Genomic DNA, 16460 nt, shown 5'->3' with positions numbered 1-16460 from the left:
CCCAATTCCCAATTCCCAATTCCCAATTCCCAATTCCCAATGCCCAATTCCCAATGCCCAATTCCCAATTCCCAATTCCCAATTCCCAATTCCCAATTCCCAATTCCCAATTCCCAATTCCCAATTACCTCGATATTATTGGATCAATCCTAATTTTTGCAAGCGCGAACGAATGGCAACAGGTTGTCGCTGAAATTTCTGAGCTAATTCACTAACTTCTTGGCAGTTTGCATATTCTTTCTGTAAATTCTCATCTTCCTCGCGACTCCACTTTACGTAAGCCCTGGGATATTTCTGGCGAATTTTCTCATTCTGGGTTTTAGATCGATCGGCATTTTTGGACTCAGCATTCACACCAGAACCTAACGGTTGGTTAATTTCCCCGCCGCGACTAGCTACAGCCTCCTCCACGCGGGTGGGAATCACAGCAATTTCTTGAGCAAGCTGAGCCAAAGCATTATCTACTTGTTGCTGAAGTTCTGTTAGCTGTCGCTGCTGCAAATTTCCCCATTGCGGCAGTTCGTTGATAAACTCCTGCAAGTCCAGAATGATTGTTGTCAAAGTTTCGACTTGTTGCAACTCAGGCCGTTGTTTGAATTGGCGGCTGGTGATTTCGATCTCGCTTTGAATCATTTTAATAGTTTTTTCTAAAATTATGATCCGCTGGCGCAGGTTCTCAATTGCTGAAATTATAGAGTGGGAATTTTCTGCCTGGCCAACATTGAGATTTTCGCGAGATGTTTGGGCAAGAGCTGTATCTAAAGAACTTACAGCAAGTTGTAATTGCTCGATCGCCCGATCGCTCGTAGTGGCTTGTTGGTTTACGCGATCGAACACTGCCGCGGTACTTGTTTTAACTTGCCCGCGAAACTTCTGGCGGTTCACAAAATTCAAAAAGAGCGAAATTACTACAGGAACTTCGACATAAATGCTCTGCTGCAAAACCAAACTAGCAGCCAATCCTACAGCCGAGGCAGCAAGAAAGATTAATTCAGCAGTTTCTAACAAATTGCTCGATTTGGGATTTTGAATTTTGGTTGATGAATTAGGTGATGACATAGATTAATTGGGAATTGGGAATTGGGAATTGGGAATTGGGAATTGGGAATTGGGAATTGGGAATTGGGAATTGGGAATTGGGAATTGGGCATTGGGCATTGGGAATTGGGAGGCTGTACATCACGGAATTTAAAATTACTATGGGTTTTTTATTATGCCAATCTACATAAATATATTATAATTGCAAAATTAGTCGAGCTAAAGTGAAATAAATTAAGACTCCGAGGACATCAACTGCGGTGGTAATAAAAGGAGCAGACATTAAAGCGGGGTCTAAACCCAAAGAACGAAAGAGAAACGGCAGAGCTGAACCGGCAATAGAAGCTAAAATTGCGATCGCCAGCAAACTCACCCCCACCGCGATTGCCACGGCTAAATTCCCTTGCAGAGTGTAAGCCCACCCCGTCGCTACCGTCCCCAATATAGCGCCTAGGAGCGCTCCCGCCATCCCCTCACGCACAATTACTTGAAAGGGGCCCATGGCTGTAATTTCATCAGTATTCAAACCGCGAATTACTACAGTTGAGGACTGGGCTCCGACATTGCCTCCAGTGCCAGTCAGCAGCGGAATAAAGGCTGCTAGGGCGACTACTTGGTGCAAAATATCTTCTTGAGCTCTAATAATTGCTCCGGTGACAGTGTTGGTCAACAGCAGAACAAACAGCCATACGACCCTTTTGCGGGCGACGGTGATTAAATCGGTCTGAAAATAATTGTCGCCGCCGGACTGGACGCCACCCAAGGTATAAATATCTTTGGCAGCTTCTTGTTCTAAAATGTCGATCGCGTCGTCAACTGTAATGATCCCCACCAGACGCTGTTCGCGGTCTACAACGGGCACAGCTAAAAAATCGTAACGCTGGATCAGCCTAGCTACTTCTTCTCGATCCGTTCCCGTTTGCACAGAAACTACCTCGCGGGTCATAATTTCGCCGACAGTTTTGTCGAGGGGAGAAGTGACTAAATCCCGCAAGGATAAAATGCCACTCAACCGTCGCGCCGCATCAGTGACGTAAAGAGAATAAATGGTTTCGGTAGTTTTAGCTAAAGAGCGAATTCTGTCTAAAGCTTGAGCAACGGTAAAGCTTTCTTTGAGAGAAATGTATTCTGGGGTCATAATCCGGCCGGCGCTACTGGCTTCGTAACCCAAGAGTTGGGCCGTAGCTTCGCGTTCCGTTGGGCTCAATTCACCTAAGAGGCGGCGGACTAAGATGGCCGGCAGTTCGTCAAATAGTTTAGCTCGATCGTCCGGGGACATTTTGTCTACAATATCGATTACTTCTTGGCGTTTGAATTTTTCGCAGAGGGACTGCTGAACGCTGGAGTCGAGATATTCGTAAACTGCGATCGCTTCGTCTTTAGAAAGCAACCGGAAAGCTATTACTTGCATGGTTTCCGGCAGGCCTTCGATAGCTTCAGCGATGTCTGCTTCCTGCACCGGCTGCAAAATCGCTTTTGCTCCTTGAAAGTCTCCTTGTTCCAACAAAGCCTTTAACTGCGATCGAACTAATTCCCGCAGTTCTTTTCATTTTAGATTTTAGATTTTAGATTTTAGATTTGGGATTTGGGATTAAAGAATTGCGAATGACTTACTGAGTCAGCAGATTTGAACTTGACCTACAGTTGCATTTTTGTGGTAACTGGTATCAACCTGTGCTGCACGCCTTCCTGAATCCAGTTTATAGCCTATTGACACCACTGGTTGCAGTTATTACGATTTACACGGGCAGCGCGAGCAACCGAATTTTTTGGCAGATGCGGCAGCACCAAAACCAAGCTGTATTGTCGAAACCGAATTTCTTGGTATGATGTTTTCGAGCTAGTGCAACAGAGTGTGAGTTCGGGAGAGTGCGATCGATTACCGATTATTAATTACCAATTACCAATTACCAATTACCAATTACCAATTACCTCATCGCCTTTGAGAATGGGTATACTGTCAACCCTTCGGCTTCGCTCACGGCAAGCTGTCAACTGCCAACTGTCAACTATCAACTGCCAACTGCCAACTATCAACTGTCAACTGTCAACTGCCAACTGTCAACTATCAACTGTCAACCGACTTAAACCAATAACTGGTATTTTTCTTGTGCCAAACGGTAAAGTGGGCGCCACACCAAACGGTTAGTCAATACAACCAACAGCGACATCACAGAAGTAGCCGCTAACAGTAAAGGAAAATTACCCGATGCCGTTGCTTCAGAAATGGTCTCGCCCAAACCGCTCGTTCTAATTATTTCACCTTTAAACTGCACGTATTCGCTGACAATACTCGCATTCCAAGCTCCGCCAACCGCCGTAATAATTCCTGTGATTAAATAAGGGAATATTCCCGGCAAAATTAAAGTTTTTCAGCGTTGAATTAGGGAAAGTTTGTAAACTTGCGCGGCTTCAAATAACTCCGAAGGTATGGCTTGAGCGCCCGCAATCACATTAAACAGCAAATACCACATTGTACCCAACATCATCAGCGCTACAGAACCAATTTGCAACCCGCCTCCAGCGTGAATTAGAGCTAGTAGCAATACGGGAAATAAAGCCGTTGCTGGTACAGAAGCGGCTATTTGCACTAAAGGCTGCAAAATCTGAGCTAAACGCGGATTTCGACCGATCGCCACTCCGACAGGTACAGTCCACAACAGCGATAAAAATAGCGCGCAAATGACTCGCAAAGCCGTAAAAAATGCACCTCCCACGACTTTTTGCCAATCAGATACACTCAGGAACCTCAGCAGCAGTAAGGCTTCCCAGGTTCCCCAAAGGACGATCGCAGCAAACCCGCTGACAAACAGCCAATTGATCCAATTGCCGAGGCGGCTTTGTGCGCGAGGACTGGTTGGTAAATGAGCAGGTGCAAAACCTCTTGCCGCATAGCGATCGAAACTGTCACCTACGGGCGATATGCGCGACTTCAACACCCGCAGCGTCGCCGATCGCCTTAAAAAATCCAACACCTTGGACTGCGGTACATTGGTCGCTTCTACGGCTTGATATTTAAACTTTTCCACCCAAGCAATCAAAGGCTGCCAAATGAAAAAATCTATGGCTACAATCACACCAATTAATACTGCTAAACCCCAGCCGATCGCCCCAAAATTGCCTTCATTAGCTGCCTTGCCCAAATAGGAACCGAGTCCGGGCAGATGAAAGTTTTTAGCACCCAAGGTAAAAGATTCGATCGCAATCAAAAAGAACCAGCCACCAGCCACTGACATGACGCTGTTCCACACCAGCCCGATCGCACCAGCGGGCAATTCTAACGTCCAAAATTGTTGCCAAGCATTCAGCCGATAAACTTGAGCAGCTTCCTTGAGTTCTTGCGGAATGCCGGATAGGGACTGATAGAAACTAAAGGTCATATTCCAAGTCATTCCAGTGAATATTAAGATAATCGATGCGAGTTCTACGCCGATTCTTTGACCGGGAAATAATGTAACTAGCGCTAAAACTACTCCGGGCAAAAAGGATAAAACTGGAATCGACTGTAAAATATCTAATAAGGGAATTAAAATTTTTGCTGCGAGAGGAAAGCGGTAAGCTGAATAAGCATAAACTAAGGTAAATAGCAAGGATAAAAAATAGGCTGCTGTCATGCGTAAAAGAGTCTGGGCTGTATACCCTGGCAATACATTGAGGGTGGTCTCAATTTTAAAGTTTGGGTTGTAGTCACTGTTGAATTGAGAAGCTGTTTGGACTATTACTAGAATTAGAGAGAAGATTGCTAGAATTAGCAAGCCGTCTTGCCAAGTCCAAGTCGATCTTTCTAATGTTTTATTGGCGGGTGTTAGGGGTCTTGTCATAATAATTAGTTATTGGTAATTGGTAATTGGTAATTGGTAATTGGTAATTGGTAATTGGGCATTGGGAATTGGGAATTGGGAATTGGGAATTGGGGATTGGGGATTGGGAATTGGGAATTGGGAATTGGGGATTGGGCATTGGGAATTGGTCAGTTACTATTGTTATTAGTTATTAATTATTAGTTGTTAGTTGTTGATTCTAATGACTAATAACCAGTAGTCAGTAACCAGTAACCAGTAGTCAGTAACCAGTAACCAGTAACCAGTAACCAGTAACCAGTAACCAATGACTACTGACTACTGACTACTCATTTTTAGGTTCTTCGGATTCTAGAAATATTTCACCCCCTGGTTCGTCGTAGCTGTACAACTCTGCATAACGACCCCAGTCAATCGCAGTTTTTAATTGCCGCATTGCTTCTTGGGGGCTAAAGTGGGCTTCGAGAATGTCCAAAATCAACTCTTCAGAAATGCGGTGATTTCGCTTAGACTGAAGCATTCGAGAAATTTGCTGTACTGCACGAATGTTGCTGAGGATTTGGGTGCGAACAATTTGTTTGCGCTGGTCAATTCCGCCGGCAATGAATTGAATTCCAACTGGTGTTAACAGGAGGTCGCCTTCTTGAATTACTAGGAATTCCATTAATTTGGCGGCTTCGACGATCGGCAAAATGTCGTCTACCTCTAACATTAATTCTTGACCGAGTCGGTAGAGGTCTTTTTCCTTGCGATCTTCCAGGAGTTCTAACAAACCTGCGATCGCACCTGTGCGTACTTGCGGCAGAGATTGGTATTTAGTGCTGGGGGCGGGTTGAGTCTGAGATACAGCAGTAGCGGTACTTTGAGTTGGTGCAGCCACTGTTTCGCAGCTTAACTCTGGATTCGTCAGAATTTTGTACACTTGGTCTACGAGGGCTTGGAATTCTGGAGTTTTGCGATCGCGGTAGTGCGGCAAAGTCACGGTTAGTTCGGCGCGAATTCGCCCGGGATTGCGGCCGAGGACTACAATGCGATCGGCTAAAATGACCGCTTCCTCAATCCCGTGAGTTACGATTAATACAGCTTGAGTCGGAATCTTTTTTTCTAGCCACAAATCTAATAACTCAAACCGCAAGTTTTCTGCGGTCAACACATCTAAGGCTGAAAACGGTTCATCCATGCACAGCAATTCCGGTTCTACCGCCAAAGCCCTAGCAAATCCCACTCGCTGCCGCATTCCGCCGGACAGTTCTTTCGGATAAGCATTTTCAAATCCGTCTAAACCGATAATATCAATCATTCGCAAGGCTTTTTGGCGGCGCGGTTCTGGCAAGTCTCCTTTAGCTTTTAATCCTAATTCTACATTTTCTAGTACCGTCAGCCAGGGATAAAGGGCAAAGTTTTGAAAGACAATCGCTATCCCAGGATTTAAGCCGACTAAGGGACGATTGTGATAGAGAACTTCACCATCGCTGGGGGGGATTAGTCCAGCAATCATCCGCATTAATGTAGATTTGCCAGATCCGGAAGGGCCTAGTAAAGCTACTATTTCGCCCGATCGCAGTTCTAAATTTATTGGCTCTAAAATAGATATTTGTTGACCGTTGGGCTGCTGGTAAGCCTTGCTGACACCTTTTAAGGTAATGAGGCACTCTGTTGCTATTTTAACTACCACAACTAAACTCCCTCGCTTGTTATTTAACTTTAGTTATTAGTCATTAGTTATTAGTCATTGGTCATTGGTCATTGGTCATTGGTCATTGGTCATTAGCCATTAGCCATTAGCCATTAGCCATTGGTCATTGGTCATTGGTCATTGGTCACAAACTTTTACAAACTGAAAACTGATATTTGTCCGCAGACACGAGTTTGCCTCCGTTGGTCTTAACATTGATTCTTGGGTTTCCATACGTATACCTCATAAACTCATTTTTAGCAATACCTGCTGACGGGAATGCTTCATTCAGTTGACAGTTGACAGTTGACAGTTGACAGTTGACAGCACTTGACAAAGGAAGGAAGAGGATTGGAGTAATGAATCCTCTTCTTTTAATTTATCGCGATCGGGCTTGGGGCTTTAAACCAATGCTTTCTGGTAAAATCTGCAAGATATCAATTAAAGCGGAATTGAGGAGCGATCGCCAAAACCTGGTCGAGCTGAAAAAAATTAATTTTTAGATTAATTTTAAAATTAATTGCTACAAGTGCTGATTTCATATAAATTATTTTTCATTAGACGAGCCGCAAGCCGGACACGGCATTGCAGTTTCCCTACAGATGCTCGATTAGTATTTTATCTATTTGCCAATTCGTGCTAAAATGCTGCCTAACTGAACGGCAATTACTCCTAGTATGGCACTGCCAGCCCAGTAAAAAGTGGCAAAGCTGTAAAAGCGATCGCGCAACAAGACATTTGTCTCTAAACCGTAAGTCGAAAAAGTAGTATAAGCCCCCAAAAATCCCGTTGCTATCATTAACCGCACCTCCGACGGAACCGTCGGCACCCGTTCAAAAATCAGGGTGATAAAAAATCCCATAGCCAAGCAACCGGTGATGTTGATAAAAAAAGTTCCGTAGGGAAAAGCCGTTCCGAAACGGTTGGCAAACCACAAGGTGATATAATACCGGCTCAATGCGCCGACAATGGCACCGAAACTAATTGCGATCGGGTGGCGGAGATTCGGGTCTTGCAGCATCAAAGGATTTTAGATTTTAGATTCAGCGGACTCATCTAAACTATTGTATGATTAAAAGGGCGATCGCCCTTTTAAAAATTATAGAGAGTATGTATGCAAATTGTGCTGGCTGCCGTAGACGATAACTTAGTTAGAGCGTGGGAAAGCACTTGTGGCAATATCGAGAATGTCAAGATACATCGCGGTTCAATCTTTGATGTGAAATGCGATGCGATTGTGAGTCCAGCGAATAGTTTTGGCTTCATGGACGGCGGCTTAAATTTAGAGATTGCTGAATATTTTGGAAGTCACGTTCCAGAACGCCTGCAAAAACTAATTCAGAGTCGCCATCACGGCGAACTATTGGTAGGATTAGCCGAAGTTGTCGATACCGATCATGACGAAATTCCCTATTTAATTGCTGCCCCAACCATGCGGGTTCCGACAATTTTAACAGAGACAGTCAATGTTTATCTAGCAACCAGGGCTATTTTAACTCTCGTAAAATTTGGCACGGTTCCAGACGGAACACCAGTCAAACATATCATTGAAACGATCGCGATTCCCGGCATGGGTACGGGCACAGGTAAAGTGCCACCCGATATCTGCGCGCATCAGATGCAAGTCGCGATCGCAGATATCCTCCTATCTCAATACCAATTTCCTAAATCTTGGCTGGACGCTCAAAAATCTCACCACTTGTTATATGCTGGCGATGCCGGACAGTTGTCGCTGGAAACTTGAAAGGCCCAAATCTCAAATTTCTACAGTGTTTAGCAACCGGGTTTCTTGGTAGTCTGTATTTTGAGGTGGAGCGATTTATCAGAAATTAAAGGGGTGCATCAGGTTTTTGAAGAGGGCGATCGCATGACCGCATATAAGTTATTAGTTATAATCTCATATTTACTGCGGTCATGCGATCGCCCCTACACACATATTTGCAAAACCCAGATGCACTCAACTAAAAACTAAAGTACGCTAAACCGTACCTGCAAGTTGGCGGTATCCTACACGCGAGCTCAACTTGGGTAGATAGAATGTAAGAGAACAGAGTCAAAAAAACCCGAATAATCAAAAATTATCTGTGATGTCACCAAATACTGCGATCGCAACCCGGTTGTTGGTAGGCGGCGGCGAAATTCCATGCAAACAACTATTGAAGGTCGATCGAGATTATTGCTTAATTTACCAGAAAGAATTGGTTTAAAGCCTCTTCCCGATCGGGAGAAATTAAAATCAGACTATTCATTACTCCAATCCTCTTGCTTCTAGGTAGAGGTCGCTCTAATCTGTCAACTGTCAACTGTCAACTGTCAACTGTCAACTGAATGAGTGCTTTCAGGGAGAGTCCCGAAATGAATCAAATTAAAACTGCTGCTTTGTTAGGCTTGTTAAGTGCGCTGTTAATTACCGTTAGCTATTGGGTAATCGGCGGTTCGGGCGGTGCAATTATCGGCATTGGTTTGGCCGCCGCCATGAACTTAGGTTCGTGGTTTTACTCGGATAAAATCGCTTTGGCAGCTTACGGGGCTGTGCCGATAACTGCCAGCCAAGCGCCGGGACTTTATACAATGGTGGAAAGGCTGGCCCAGCGCGCTAATTTACCGATGCCGGGAGTTTACCAGAAAATTGGGTCTAAAGCCCCGTCCTAAAAGGACGGATTTAATTATCTAAATTTCTTGTTCAAGATGGTATAATAGAGTAATACTACAGGTAGAATAACCGCCGATACACATGAGACACTAAGCTCAAACGACAGGTCGGGAAATAATAATGGTTAGTGGGTGGCGAACACCACGAAAAACATAGCTAGGGTAACTAACGTAACCCAGACCAGAAAACTAAAATCTTGAATATTAAACGTACCGTGGGACACACGGGAACAAGAGAGGAAACTCTCTATCGCTTGGGGAGATAAGCCCTCTGGGATTGTTCTTTCTTAGGCTCAAAACACAGGTTCTATCGAACGGGTGATGGACAATTTTAAGGTATGTCTGTGAACCAAGAATCCCCGCGCCCTGACTGCCGGGGAGTGTCAAATTATTCCCACTGCGTCTGCTAACGCTTTTGCTACCGGGCGCGATCCCGAACACGCGGCGGTTGCGGTGACAGAAGGGATTATGAGTATGCTTTCAGAGGACGAACTCGAAGGAGTTATTGCCCACGAACTTACTCACATTAACAACCGCGATACGCTGACGCAAGCGGTGGCGGCTACGGTGGCGGGGGCGATTTCGTGGTTGGCGCAAATGGCGAGTTACAGTATGTGGTTTGGGGGTAGGGACGATCGCAACAGCCCGAATCCTGTAGGGTTGCTGCTGACAATTATCCTCGCACCGGTGGCTGCTTCGGTGATTCAGCTAGCCATTTCGCGCACGCGGGAGTTTTCGGCGGATGCGGGGGCTGCCCGGTTAACGGGCAATCCAAGGGCTTTGGCGAGGGCTTTGCAGCGGTTGGAAAGTGGGGCGCGGCAAATGCCTTTAGATGGTAATCCAGCTTTTGCGCCGCTGTTGATTGTGAATTCGTCTGCTGGTGATTGGTTTAGAAGTTTGTTTTCGACTCATCCAACTACGGAATCGCGGATTGAAAATTTGATGAAGCTGGAACAAGAATTGACTGGTTCTTATTAATAAGTGTTAGAATGAATTGTGGCGCTACAAATCGAAAGTTTTAACAGCCAGCATGAGTTCTGGTGCTATGGTTCAACAGTTGACAGTTGACAGTTGACAGTTTAAAAGCGACCTCTACCTAGAAGTCCGAGGAATCGAGTAATGAATAGTCTGATTTTAATTTCTCCCTCAAAGGCTTGGGGCTTTCAACCAATTCTTTCTGGTACAAAGTCTTAAGGGCCAGAATTAATTCTGGCAGTACATAACAAAGTCTGTGTTTGCGGATTACCAAAGGAGATATCGCAATGACTGATCCAAATTTGAATGAAGTAACTGAAGTAACTGAAGTAACAATTGTAGAGGCTACTCCCGAAACGACGGCGATTGTTAAAAAAGAGATGCCGGATGCTACGCCCGAAGCGATCGCAGAAACAGCCGCTTTGTTTGAAGCAATTAAAAAACGCGCCGCCGCCGAAGTCCAAGCAGCGGGCGATCTCACCCGCGAAGCTTATTTGAAAGCCCTCCAGAAGGCTTCAGGCGCGATCGAACAAAATAAGTCGATCGCCAAAGAGAGAATGACTGAGGCTGTCAACCTACTCAAAAAGGAATCCGAGAAAAATTGGCTGGTGGTGGATGCGATTAAAACGCGAGCTCAAGCCCAGGTGCAAGATGCCGGCGAAGTCAGTCGCGAAGCTTATTTGAAAGCGGTTCGACAAGCGCGGGAAGCGGTGGAACAAAATAAATTAGTCGAACGCGATCGCATCGATCAAGCTGTTGAGCACATTCACAAGGAAACTGAAAAGAATTGGCACGTGGTTGTGGGAGAAATTGAGTCGATTGGTGCTCGATTGAAAGAGACTGCTAAGTCTGCTTGGAACTCGCTAACGGCGTTTTTTGACAAGTCAGATCGCGGCGATTCGGAGAAGTAATCGGAATTGATATAATCATTCGCGGACGTTGTTGGGAAGAGAGCCCTCTTGGTTTCAGTGGTTATATAACCTGTCAGTCATACCTCACCTTTTTGAGAAAGGCTATATCAGTCCCTCAGCGCTTTTAACGAAGGATCGCGAATTAAATAATTTACACATATTTGTGGGACGGGCGTCCCGCCCGTCCAGAAAGGACGGGCGGGACGCCCATCCCACAATAATAATTAAAATTGTAAGTTATTTAATTCTCATTCCTAAATTCGCCCAGTTAAAGAAGCCACGATCCATGCTAATTGAGCTGAATCGATCGGCTTAGCGACATGAATCTGAAAACCCGCAGCGATCGCCGATCGCCGATCGTCATCTTTAGCATAGGCCGTGATCGCCGCAGCAGGAATTTCTCCCCCTTCCTCCACACTCAGTGTCCGAATCTGCCGCATCAGCGAATAACCGTCTTGTTCTGGCATTCCAATATCAGAAAGAAGTAGATCGTATCGATCGGGATTTGCTGTCAACATTGAGATGGCCTCAGTTGCTGATGCGGCTGCGCTAGTTTCAACTCCATACTCATCCAGCATGGTTGTGAATAACTGACGCAGATATGCTTCGTCATCCACCAGCAGCACTCGTACACCAGCCAAGGATGGAATCTGTGCCATTGCCGCTACAGGCTGGTTAGCAACATCTACTTCTGCTACTGCTTCTACAACACAAAGCGCTGAACTTTTTTGCGTATCTGCTAGCAGCGGCAACCTGAGGGTAAACATTGCCCCTTGTTCCTCACCGCCACTTTCTGCACGAATACTACCGCCGTGGAGTTCTACCAAATGATAGACAATCGAGAGTCCTAGGCCCAATCCAGAGTTGCTTCGAGAATAGCTACTATCCGCCTGACGGAAGCGATCGAACACATAGGGGAGAAAATTAGCGTCAATGCCTTTACCAGTATCGCGAATTTGGATTTGAGCCATGCCATCAATGTAGTCTGATGAGATGTCTATTCTGCCTCCGGCTGGGGTGAATTTAATCGCGTTTGAAAGTAGATTCCACAGTACCTGTTGCAAGCGGCTTGGATCGCCCAACAGTTTTAGGGATAAAGGAGTGATCCTCGATTCAAGTTGAATATTTTTGGCTGCTGCCGCCAAACGAACCACCTCGATCGCATTTTCAGCGCAATCCCGATTTTGCCATTTTCAGCAAATTAAAGCTCGCCTTACCCGGAGCCGGTTCTAAATAGCTGCTCGTCTGTCCTCGAAATTGCAAAATCTCGCTGGCGCTGTTAATTACGACGCCGACGGGGGCATACTCATTTAAAACAATTAGATCGGCTTGTTTCTCCATTTCCATTTCGTTCCAGCTTGGCGTCACCAGCAGTGGAGGGTTGATGGCTGTCAGAGGATTTTGGCTGGCAGTTAAATCAATGCTCAGCCAATGCGATAACTGTTTTTTTAGATAAATCTTGTTTTTTTGGTCGCACAGCCCAAACAATTCGGCAAATTCACCGATCGTTTCCGAAGTACCTAACAGCAAAAAGCCTTCGGGGCTGAGTCCGTAGTGGAACATTGGCAGCAGTTTTTTCTGCAACAAAGATCCCAGATAAATCAGCACATTCCGACAACTAATCAAATCCATCCGCGAAAACGGCGGATCGTTAATCAAATTTTGTCTGGCAAAAACACAGAGTTCGCGCACCTGTTTGGCGATTTGATATCCGCCCTCGACTATAAAAGCCGCTGCGGGCGATCGCGATCGCACTGTCGCTGATGTCTGTAGCGTAAATCTGCACCGGCAAATCGATGTCTCGCTCTGTTAAAAACTCTAGCAAGCAAATGGCGATCGAATAAGCTTCTTCGCCCGTGGAACAACCGGCAATCCAAATTCGGATCGGCGACTTCGGCGATTTATTTTTGACGATTTCGGGAAACACTTTGCTGTTTAGAGCATCAAAGCTTTCGGAATCCCGAAAAAAGCTGGTGACGTGAATTAAGACATCGCCATACAGCGCGGTGACTTCTGTCGGAGTGTTTTGGAGATATGCAGCATAATCTTCGATCCGTTCCAGCTTGTAGAGCAACATCCGCCGCTGTATCCGCCGTTTCAAGGTAGTTTGCTTGTAGTGAGTAAAGTCAACTCCTGTAGCCAATAGCAGTAAATTGTAGATTGTGGCGATCGCATCTTGGCTGGCTGCTGATTCGATCGCATCTTGGCTGGCAATGTAGGGATGACAGCCGATTTCGGCGATCTTTTGGGCAATTTGTTCCGGCCTCAAGATAAAGTCTACCTGACCGGTCGCCACCGCAGTGTGTGGCATACTGGTGAATTGTGCCGATGCTTCGGATTGAGCAAAAGTAATACCGCCGGCGCCTTTAATCGCTTCTAATCCTCTGGCCCCGTCGCCGTCGCCCCCGGACAAAACGACGGCGATGGCTTTGTTCCCCCTTTCCGCGGCGAGGGCAATCAGAAATGTATCGACGGACATAAACGCCCCGCGTCCCCTGCCGCGGGGCGTTAGCTTCAGCACCCCGGATTCGATCGTCATGCTGGCATTCGGGGGGATGACGTATACCTGATTCGGTGCGACAGCCATGCCATCTGTCACCTCATTTACGGGCATCTGAGTCGATCGAGCTAGAATCTCGGTCAACAAACTTTCCTGAGTCGGTAACATATGCTGAATCATCACAAAAGCCATGCCTGTATCGATCGGCAAATGGCTCAGCAATTCCATAAAAGCTTCCAATCCACCCGCAGACGCTCCAATTCCCACCACTGGAAATAATTCCTGGCGATCGTCCTGTTGCTTTCCCTCGGCTGCGATATCAGCTTTAGGCTGAGATTTCTTGGCAGATTTTTTAGGATTCATGTTCGATCGCAGAACTTCTACTGACTGCGAATTGTGGGTCTCAACTTTATCACAATATACTACCCTACGGTCGAGCCGCAGTCTCAAATAACTCAATAAAGTAGGGAGCAATGCTGGCTACTATGCCCACAACTCCCAAGGCTGAACCTACTGCTTAAATCGTTGCTTCTAATTCTGCATCGCGACGGGCTTCTTCGATCGCAACTACGCCCCTCATTGCTTCCATTGCTTTCTCTAGCAAGTTGGTACCGTGTTTGAAGTAACCTAGGTCAGCTTTGATTTGTTCGGTAAACTGGGGGCAAGTCTCTTGGCTGAATAATTCTAGGAAGCTCAAGTCATAATAATTTTTGGTATCCCTATAATTATAAATTTTTCTAAATTTGATGTCAAGAGCTATTTGATTTAATTTATTTTGGTAATTTTTGGCGTTAATGGCGATCGTATTGGGAGCATCTCAGTTTGGCATTTATAGTGCTGTCCCCGCTCGCGAGTAGAATACGCGAGCTCGCGACAGCTCGCACTATAATAAAAAAATGCTGGCGTTGCTGATTTACGGTATGAAAGGCTAAATATGCCAGTCATAGAAACCAGTATCGACAAAGCTTGGGGATTTTCAACTTATTTTTTTCCTACCCTGATTAAGCAACACCCTAAAATCTAAAATCTAAAATCTAAAATCTAAAATCGATTGACTGGTGAAGTTAGGAGTCTTGGGTCATGCGCCGATCGATTTTACGCTATAACATTGATGAACAAAGTTAACTAGAGGCAGTGAATCATGAAAAGTACGATCGCACCAGCATTTATTCTCGCCGGTGTCATGTTAATTGGCGGTTTGTCTGCTTGTGCGCCACCCAACGCCCCGGAAGCCTCGGAATCTAATCCAGCTAAGGAAAATCCCGTAAGTTTAGAGAAACCGAAGGCGGATGCTGTTTCCTCCGATGCTGCTAAACCCGATGCGACTGCGGCGAGTCCAGTTATTTCATCGGAAACAAAGGCGGATACTGCTTCCTCCGATGCTGCTAAATCTGACGCGGTGTCAAAAACAAAGGCGGATGCTGCTGCTTCTAAAGATGCTAAACCTGACGCGGTGGCTGCAAATCCCACAAATTCCCAGAAACCAAAACTTTCTGATGCTGAACGCACACAGAAGCGCAAGGAAGTTAGTGAAAAACTCGCAAAGGTACTCACGGCTGAGCAATACAAACAGTTGAACGCTAAGCTGAAGTCTGGTGAAAAAATGCGTAAAGCTTTGACTGAAATTAATCTCACTACTGAACAGAAGCCAAAAGTTAAGGCGATTCTTAAGGATGCTTATCCTCGGGCTGCACAAAGCCTTCAAAAATCATCGGAAACTAAGCCGCAGTAATGCTGTGAAAGCACGTTTTGTGCGATCGCAATTATAAGGTTTTTGGGTTTTTGTAGGGTGCGTCAGCAAGTTAATTTTTTTTGCATTGCTGGTTGCTTTGTCGGGTGCATCTCATTTTGGCGAACATATCCGTAGGGGCGAAGCATGACCGCAGAAAATAGGAGATTATAACTAATAACTTATATGCGGTCATGCTTCGCCCTCCTCAAAAACCAGATGCACCCGTTTTGTCTGACGCACCCTGTCCTTTGTGAACAAAACCGTTGACAACGCCACAGCCTCAATTCATTTGATTTGGATGCGGACTAAAGTCCTCACTACGAACCTGATGCGGACTAAAGTCCTCACTACGAACCTTTTTTGTTCAATAATCAGCGGACGATCGCCTTTTCACCCTTGTACTTTCATTATCAGTATCTCGCCCTTTTTTCTGTCTGCCTTTTTTAATTTGCTGGCTCATTTCCACAAACAAATCCTTACGCAAATAAGGATAATCGCTCACCCACACATCGCGGCTGGGAATGTAAATATCCGAAACTTTGGCAATTCTGCCCAAATCTTCTTGATTCGACATGATTAACATTAAAGCAGCTTGACCGGGGACAATTCCCTGATGACTTTTCTGCAATGGAGCTCGAAGCGTAGTAGTAAATCCGGTTTTGTCGCCAACTTCTAAATTAATTCGCGGTTCTAGGTTGTCAACAATTACAAGTTGTCCTTTTTGATTGACTGTTTCTTCTTGACTTGTGACTTCATCGGTGATATAAATATCCAATACTCGCCCTTGCCAAAAGCCGCAGTATTTATATTTACGACATTCTGCATTCCGCAAACTAGCCCAGAAAATCGGCCCCCACAGCCAGTACAAACCAGCGATCAATCCGACAATTAAAACTAGAGGCCCGACATCGGAACCGGCAAAATTATAAACTACTAGCAACAAAACTACAGCTACCGCAGAAATTAATATTCGCCTTAAAAAATCGGGCGGTTTCCCCCAAATGTGTTTGTATTGTGCTCCGGTAGCCACCGGGGGAATTAGTTCTTGAAAGGTTTCGCGAGTTAAGGGAATTAGCATAATGGGGAATGGGGAATGGGGAATGGGGAATGGGGAATGGGGAATGGGGAATGGGGAATGGGGAATGGGGAATGGGGAATGGGGAATGGGGAATGGGGA

14 protein-coding genes and 2 pseudogenes are annotated in these 16460 nt (G+C 45.6%); 7 read left to right on the top strand and 9 right to left on the bottom strand.

Going from position 1 to position 16460, the window contains the following annotated elements; all coding sequences use genetic code 11:
• Positions 1 to 135 precede the first annotated feature (135 nt).
• Positions 136 to 1059: a hypothetical protein gene (locus tag JGK20_RS31640; RefSeq protein WP_293177501.1), complete on the bottom strand. Its 924-nt coding sequence runs from the start codon at positions 1057 to 1059 to the stop codon at positions 136 to 138.
• Between the two features lie 7 nt (positions 1060 to 1066).
• Between JGK20_RS31640 and JGK20_RS31635 the strand changes: the two genes are divergently transcribed.
• Positions 1067 to 1192 carry a hypothetical protein gene (locus JGK20_RS31635; protein ID WP_293177499.1) on the top strand — a complete coding sequence of 42 codons (126 nt, stop codon included), beginning with the start codon at positions 1067 to 1069 and terminating at the stop codon, positions 1190 to 1192.
• 42 nt (positions 1193 to 1234) lie between these two features.
• On the opposite strand, the gene mgtE is transcribed toward JGK20_RS31635, so the two are convergent.
• The gene (mgtE, locus tag JGK20_RS31630) at positions 1235 to 2578 is read right to left on the bottom strand and encodes a magnesium transporter (protein ID WP_293233432.1); all 1344 of its coding nucleotides are present in this window, start codon (positions 2576 to 2578) and stop codon (positions 1235 to 1237) included.
• A gap of 544 nt (positions 2579 to 3122) precedes the next feature.
• Positions 3123 to 4652 (bottom strand): annotated as a pseudogene (locus JGK20_RS31625) (ABC transporter permease subunit).
• A gap of 254 nt (positions 4653 to 4906) precedes the next feature.
• Here JGK20_RS31625 and JGK20_RS31620 point away from each other — a divergent pair.
• Positions 4907 to 5035 (top strand): hypothetical protein, encoded by a 129-nt coding sequence (locus tag JGK20_RS31620; protein WP_293213633.1) that lies wholly within the window; start codon positions 4907 to 4909, stop codon positions 5033 to 5035.
• 128 nt (positions 5036 to 5163) lie between these two features.
• Here JGK20_RS31620 and JGK20_RS31615 read toward each other — a convergent pair whose 3' ends face one another.
• Both JGK20_RS31615 and crcB read right to left on the bottom strand, forming a co-directional pair.
• The gene (locus tag JGK20_RS31615; protein WP_293177493.1) at positions 5164 to 6513 is read right to left on the bottom strand and encodes a nitrate/sulfonate/bicarbonate ABC transporter ATP-binding protein; all 1350 of its coding nucleotides are present in this window, start codon (positions 6511 to 6513) and stop codon (positions 5164 to 5166) included.
• 622 nt (positions 6514 to 7135) lie between these two features.
• The gene (gene crcB, locus JGK20_RS31610; protein ID WP_293177489.1) at positions 7136 to 7534 is read right to left on the bottom strand and encodes a fluoride efflux transporter CrcB; all 399 of its coding nucleotides are present in this window, start codon (positions 7532 to 7534) and stop codon (positions 7136 to 7138) included.
• A 93-nt stretch (positions 7535 to 7627) separates the two neighbouring features.
• Here crcB and JGK20_RS31605 point away from each other — a divergent pair, with 93 nt between their 5' ends.
• The 4 genes from JGK20_RS31605 to JGK20_RS31590 all read left to right on the top strand — a co-directional run bounded on the left by JGK20_RS31605 (position 7628) and on the right by JGK20_RS31590 (position 11051).
• Positions 7628 to 8257 (top strand): macro domain-containing protein, encoded by a 630-nt coding sequence (locus JGK20_RS31605; protein WP_293191840.1) that lies wholly within the window; start codon positions 7628 to 7630, stop codon positions 8255 to 8257.
• Between the two features lie 611 nt (positions 8258 to 8868).
• Positions 8869 to 9165: a hypothetical protein gene (locus JGK20_RS31600; protein WP_293177485.1), complete on the top strand. Its 297-nt coding sequence runs from the start codon at positions 8869 to 8871 to the stop codon at positions 9163 to 9165.
• Positions 9166 to 9531: 366 nt separating this feature from the next.
• On the top strand, positions 9532 to 10143 hold the full coding sequence (locus tag JGK20_RS31595) for a M48 family metalloprotease (protein ID WP_325315682.1): 612 nt from the start codon (positions 9532 to 9534) through the stop codon (positions 10141 to 10143).
• A 284-nt stretch (positions 10144 to 10427) separates the two neighbouring features.
• The gene (locus JGK20_RS31590; RefSeq protein WP_293233430.1) at positions 10428 to 11051 is read left to right on the top strand and encodes a hypothetical protein; all 624 of its coding nucleotides are present in this window, start codon (positions 10428 to 10430) and stop codon (positions 11049 to 11051) included.
• A gap of 254 nt (positions 11052 to 11305) precedes the next feature.
• Here the strand turns inward: JGK20_RS31590 and JGK20_RS31585 are convergent, their stop codons facing one another.
• The 3 genes and pseudogenes from JGK20_RS31585 to JGK20_RS31575 form a co-directional block, all read right to left on the bottom strand.
• Positions 11306 to 12205 carry a hybrid sensor histidine kinase/response regulator gene (locus JGK20_RS31585; protein ID WP_293233428.1) on the bottom strand — a complete coding sequence of 300 codons (900 nt, stop codon included), beginning with the start codon at positions 12203 to 12205 and terminating at the stop codon, positions 11306 to 11308.
• 13 nt (positions 12206 to 12218) lie between these two features.
• Positions 12219 to 13779 (bottom strand): annotated as a pseudogene (locus JGK20_RS31580) (chemotaxis protein CheB).
• 289 nt (positions 13780 to 14068) lie between these two features.
• Positions 14069 to 14248: a hypothetical protein gene (locus JGK20_RS31575; RefSeq protein ID WP_293177477.1), complete on the bottom strand. Its 180-nt coding sequence runs from the start codon at positions 14246 to 14248 to the stop codon at positions 14069 to 14071.
• Between the two features lie 444 nt (positions 14249 to 14692).
• Here JGK20_RS31575 and JGK20_RS31570 point away from each other — a divergent pair, with 444 nt between their 5' ends.
• The gene (locus tag JGK20_RS31570) at positions 14693 to 15283 is read left to right on the top strand and encodes a hypothetical protein (protein ID WP_293233426.1); all 591 of its coding nucleotides are present in this window, start codon (positions 14693 to 14695) and stop codon (positions 15281 to 15283) included.
• Between the two features lie 364 nt (positions 15284 to 15647).
• Here JGK20_RS31570 and JGK20_RS31565 read toward each other — a convergent pair whose 3' ends face one another.
• Entirely contained in the window at positions 15648 to 16361 is a 714-nt protein-coding gene (locus JGK20_RS31565; RefSeq protein ID WP_293177473.1) for a phosphate ABC transporter permease, read from the bottom strand.
• Positions 16362 to 16460 lie beyond the last annotated feature (99 nt).

This window comes from Microcoleus sp. PH2017_05_CCC_O_A, assembly GCF_020738785.1.
Lineage (GTDB): Bacteria > Cyanobacteriota > Cyanobacteriia > Cyanobacteriales > Microcoleaceae > Microcoleus.
Note: the sequence above shows the minus strand (reverse complement) of the source record. Positions and strands in the feature narration are given on the sequence as shown.

What these genes read in the sequence shown, in the direction of transcription:
- JGK20_RS31640 (WP_293177501.1), bottom strand. Translation starts at nt 1,059, where the DNA reads ATGTCATCACCTAATTCATCAACCAAAATTCAAAATCCCAAATCGAGC.
- crcB (WP_293177489.1), bottom strand. Translation starts at nt 7,534, where the DNA reads ATGCTGCAAGACCCGAATCTCCGCCACCCGATCGCAATTAGTTTCGGT.
- JGK20_RS31605 (WP_293191840.1), top strand. Translation starts at nt 7,628, where the DNA reads ATGCAAATTGTGCTGGCTGCCGTAGACGATAACTTAGTTAGAGCGTGG.
- JGK20_RS31600 (WP_293177485.1), top strand. Translation starts at nt 8,869, where the DNA reads ATGAATCAAATTAAAACTGCTGCTTTGTTAGGCTTGTTAAGTGCGCTG.
- JGK20_RS31590 (WP_293233430.1), top strand. Translation starts at nt 10,428, where the DNA reads ATGACTGATCCAAATTTGAATGAAGTAACTGAAGTAACTGAAGTAACA.
- JGK20_RS31570 (WP_293233426.1), top strand. Translation starts at nt 14,693, where the DNA reads ATGAAAAGTACGATCGCACCAGCATTTATTCTCGCCGGTGTCATGTTA.
- JGK20_RS31565 (WP_293177473.1), bottom strand. Translation starts at nt 16,361, where the DNA reads ATGCTAATTCCCTTAACTCGCGAAACCTTTCAAGAACTAATTCCCCCG.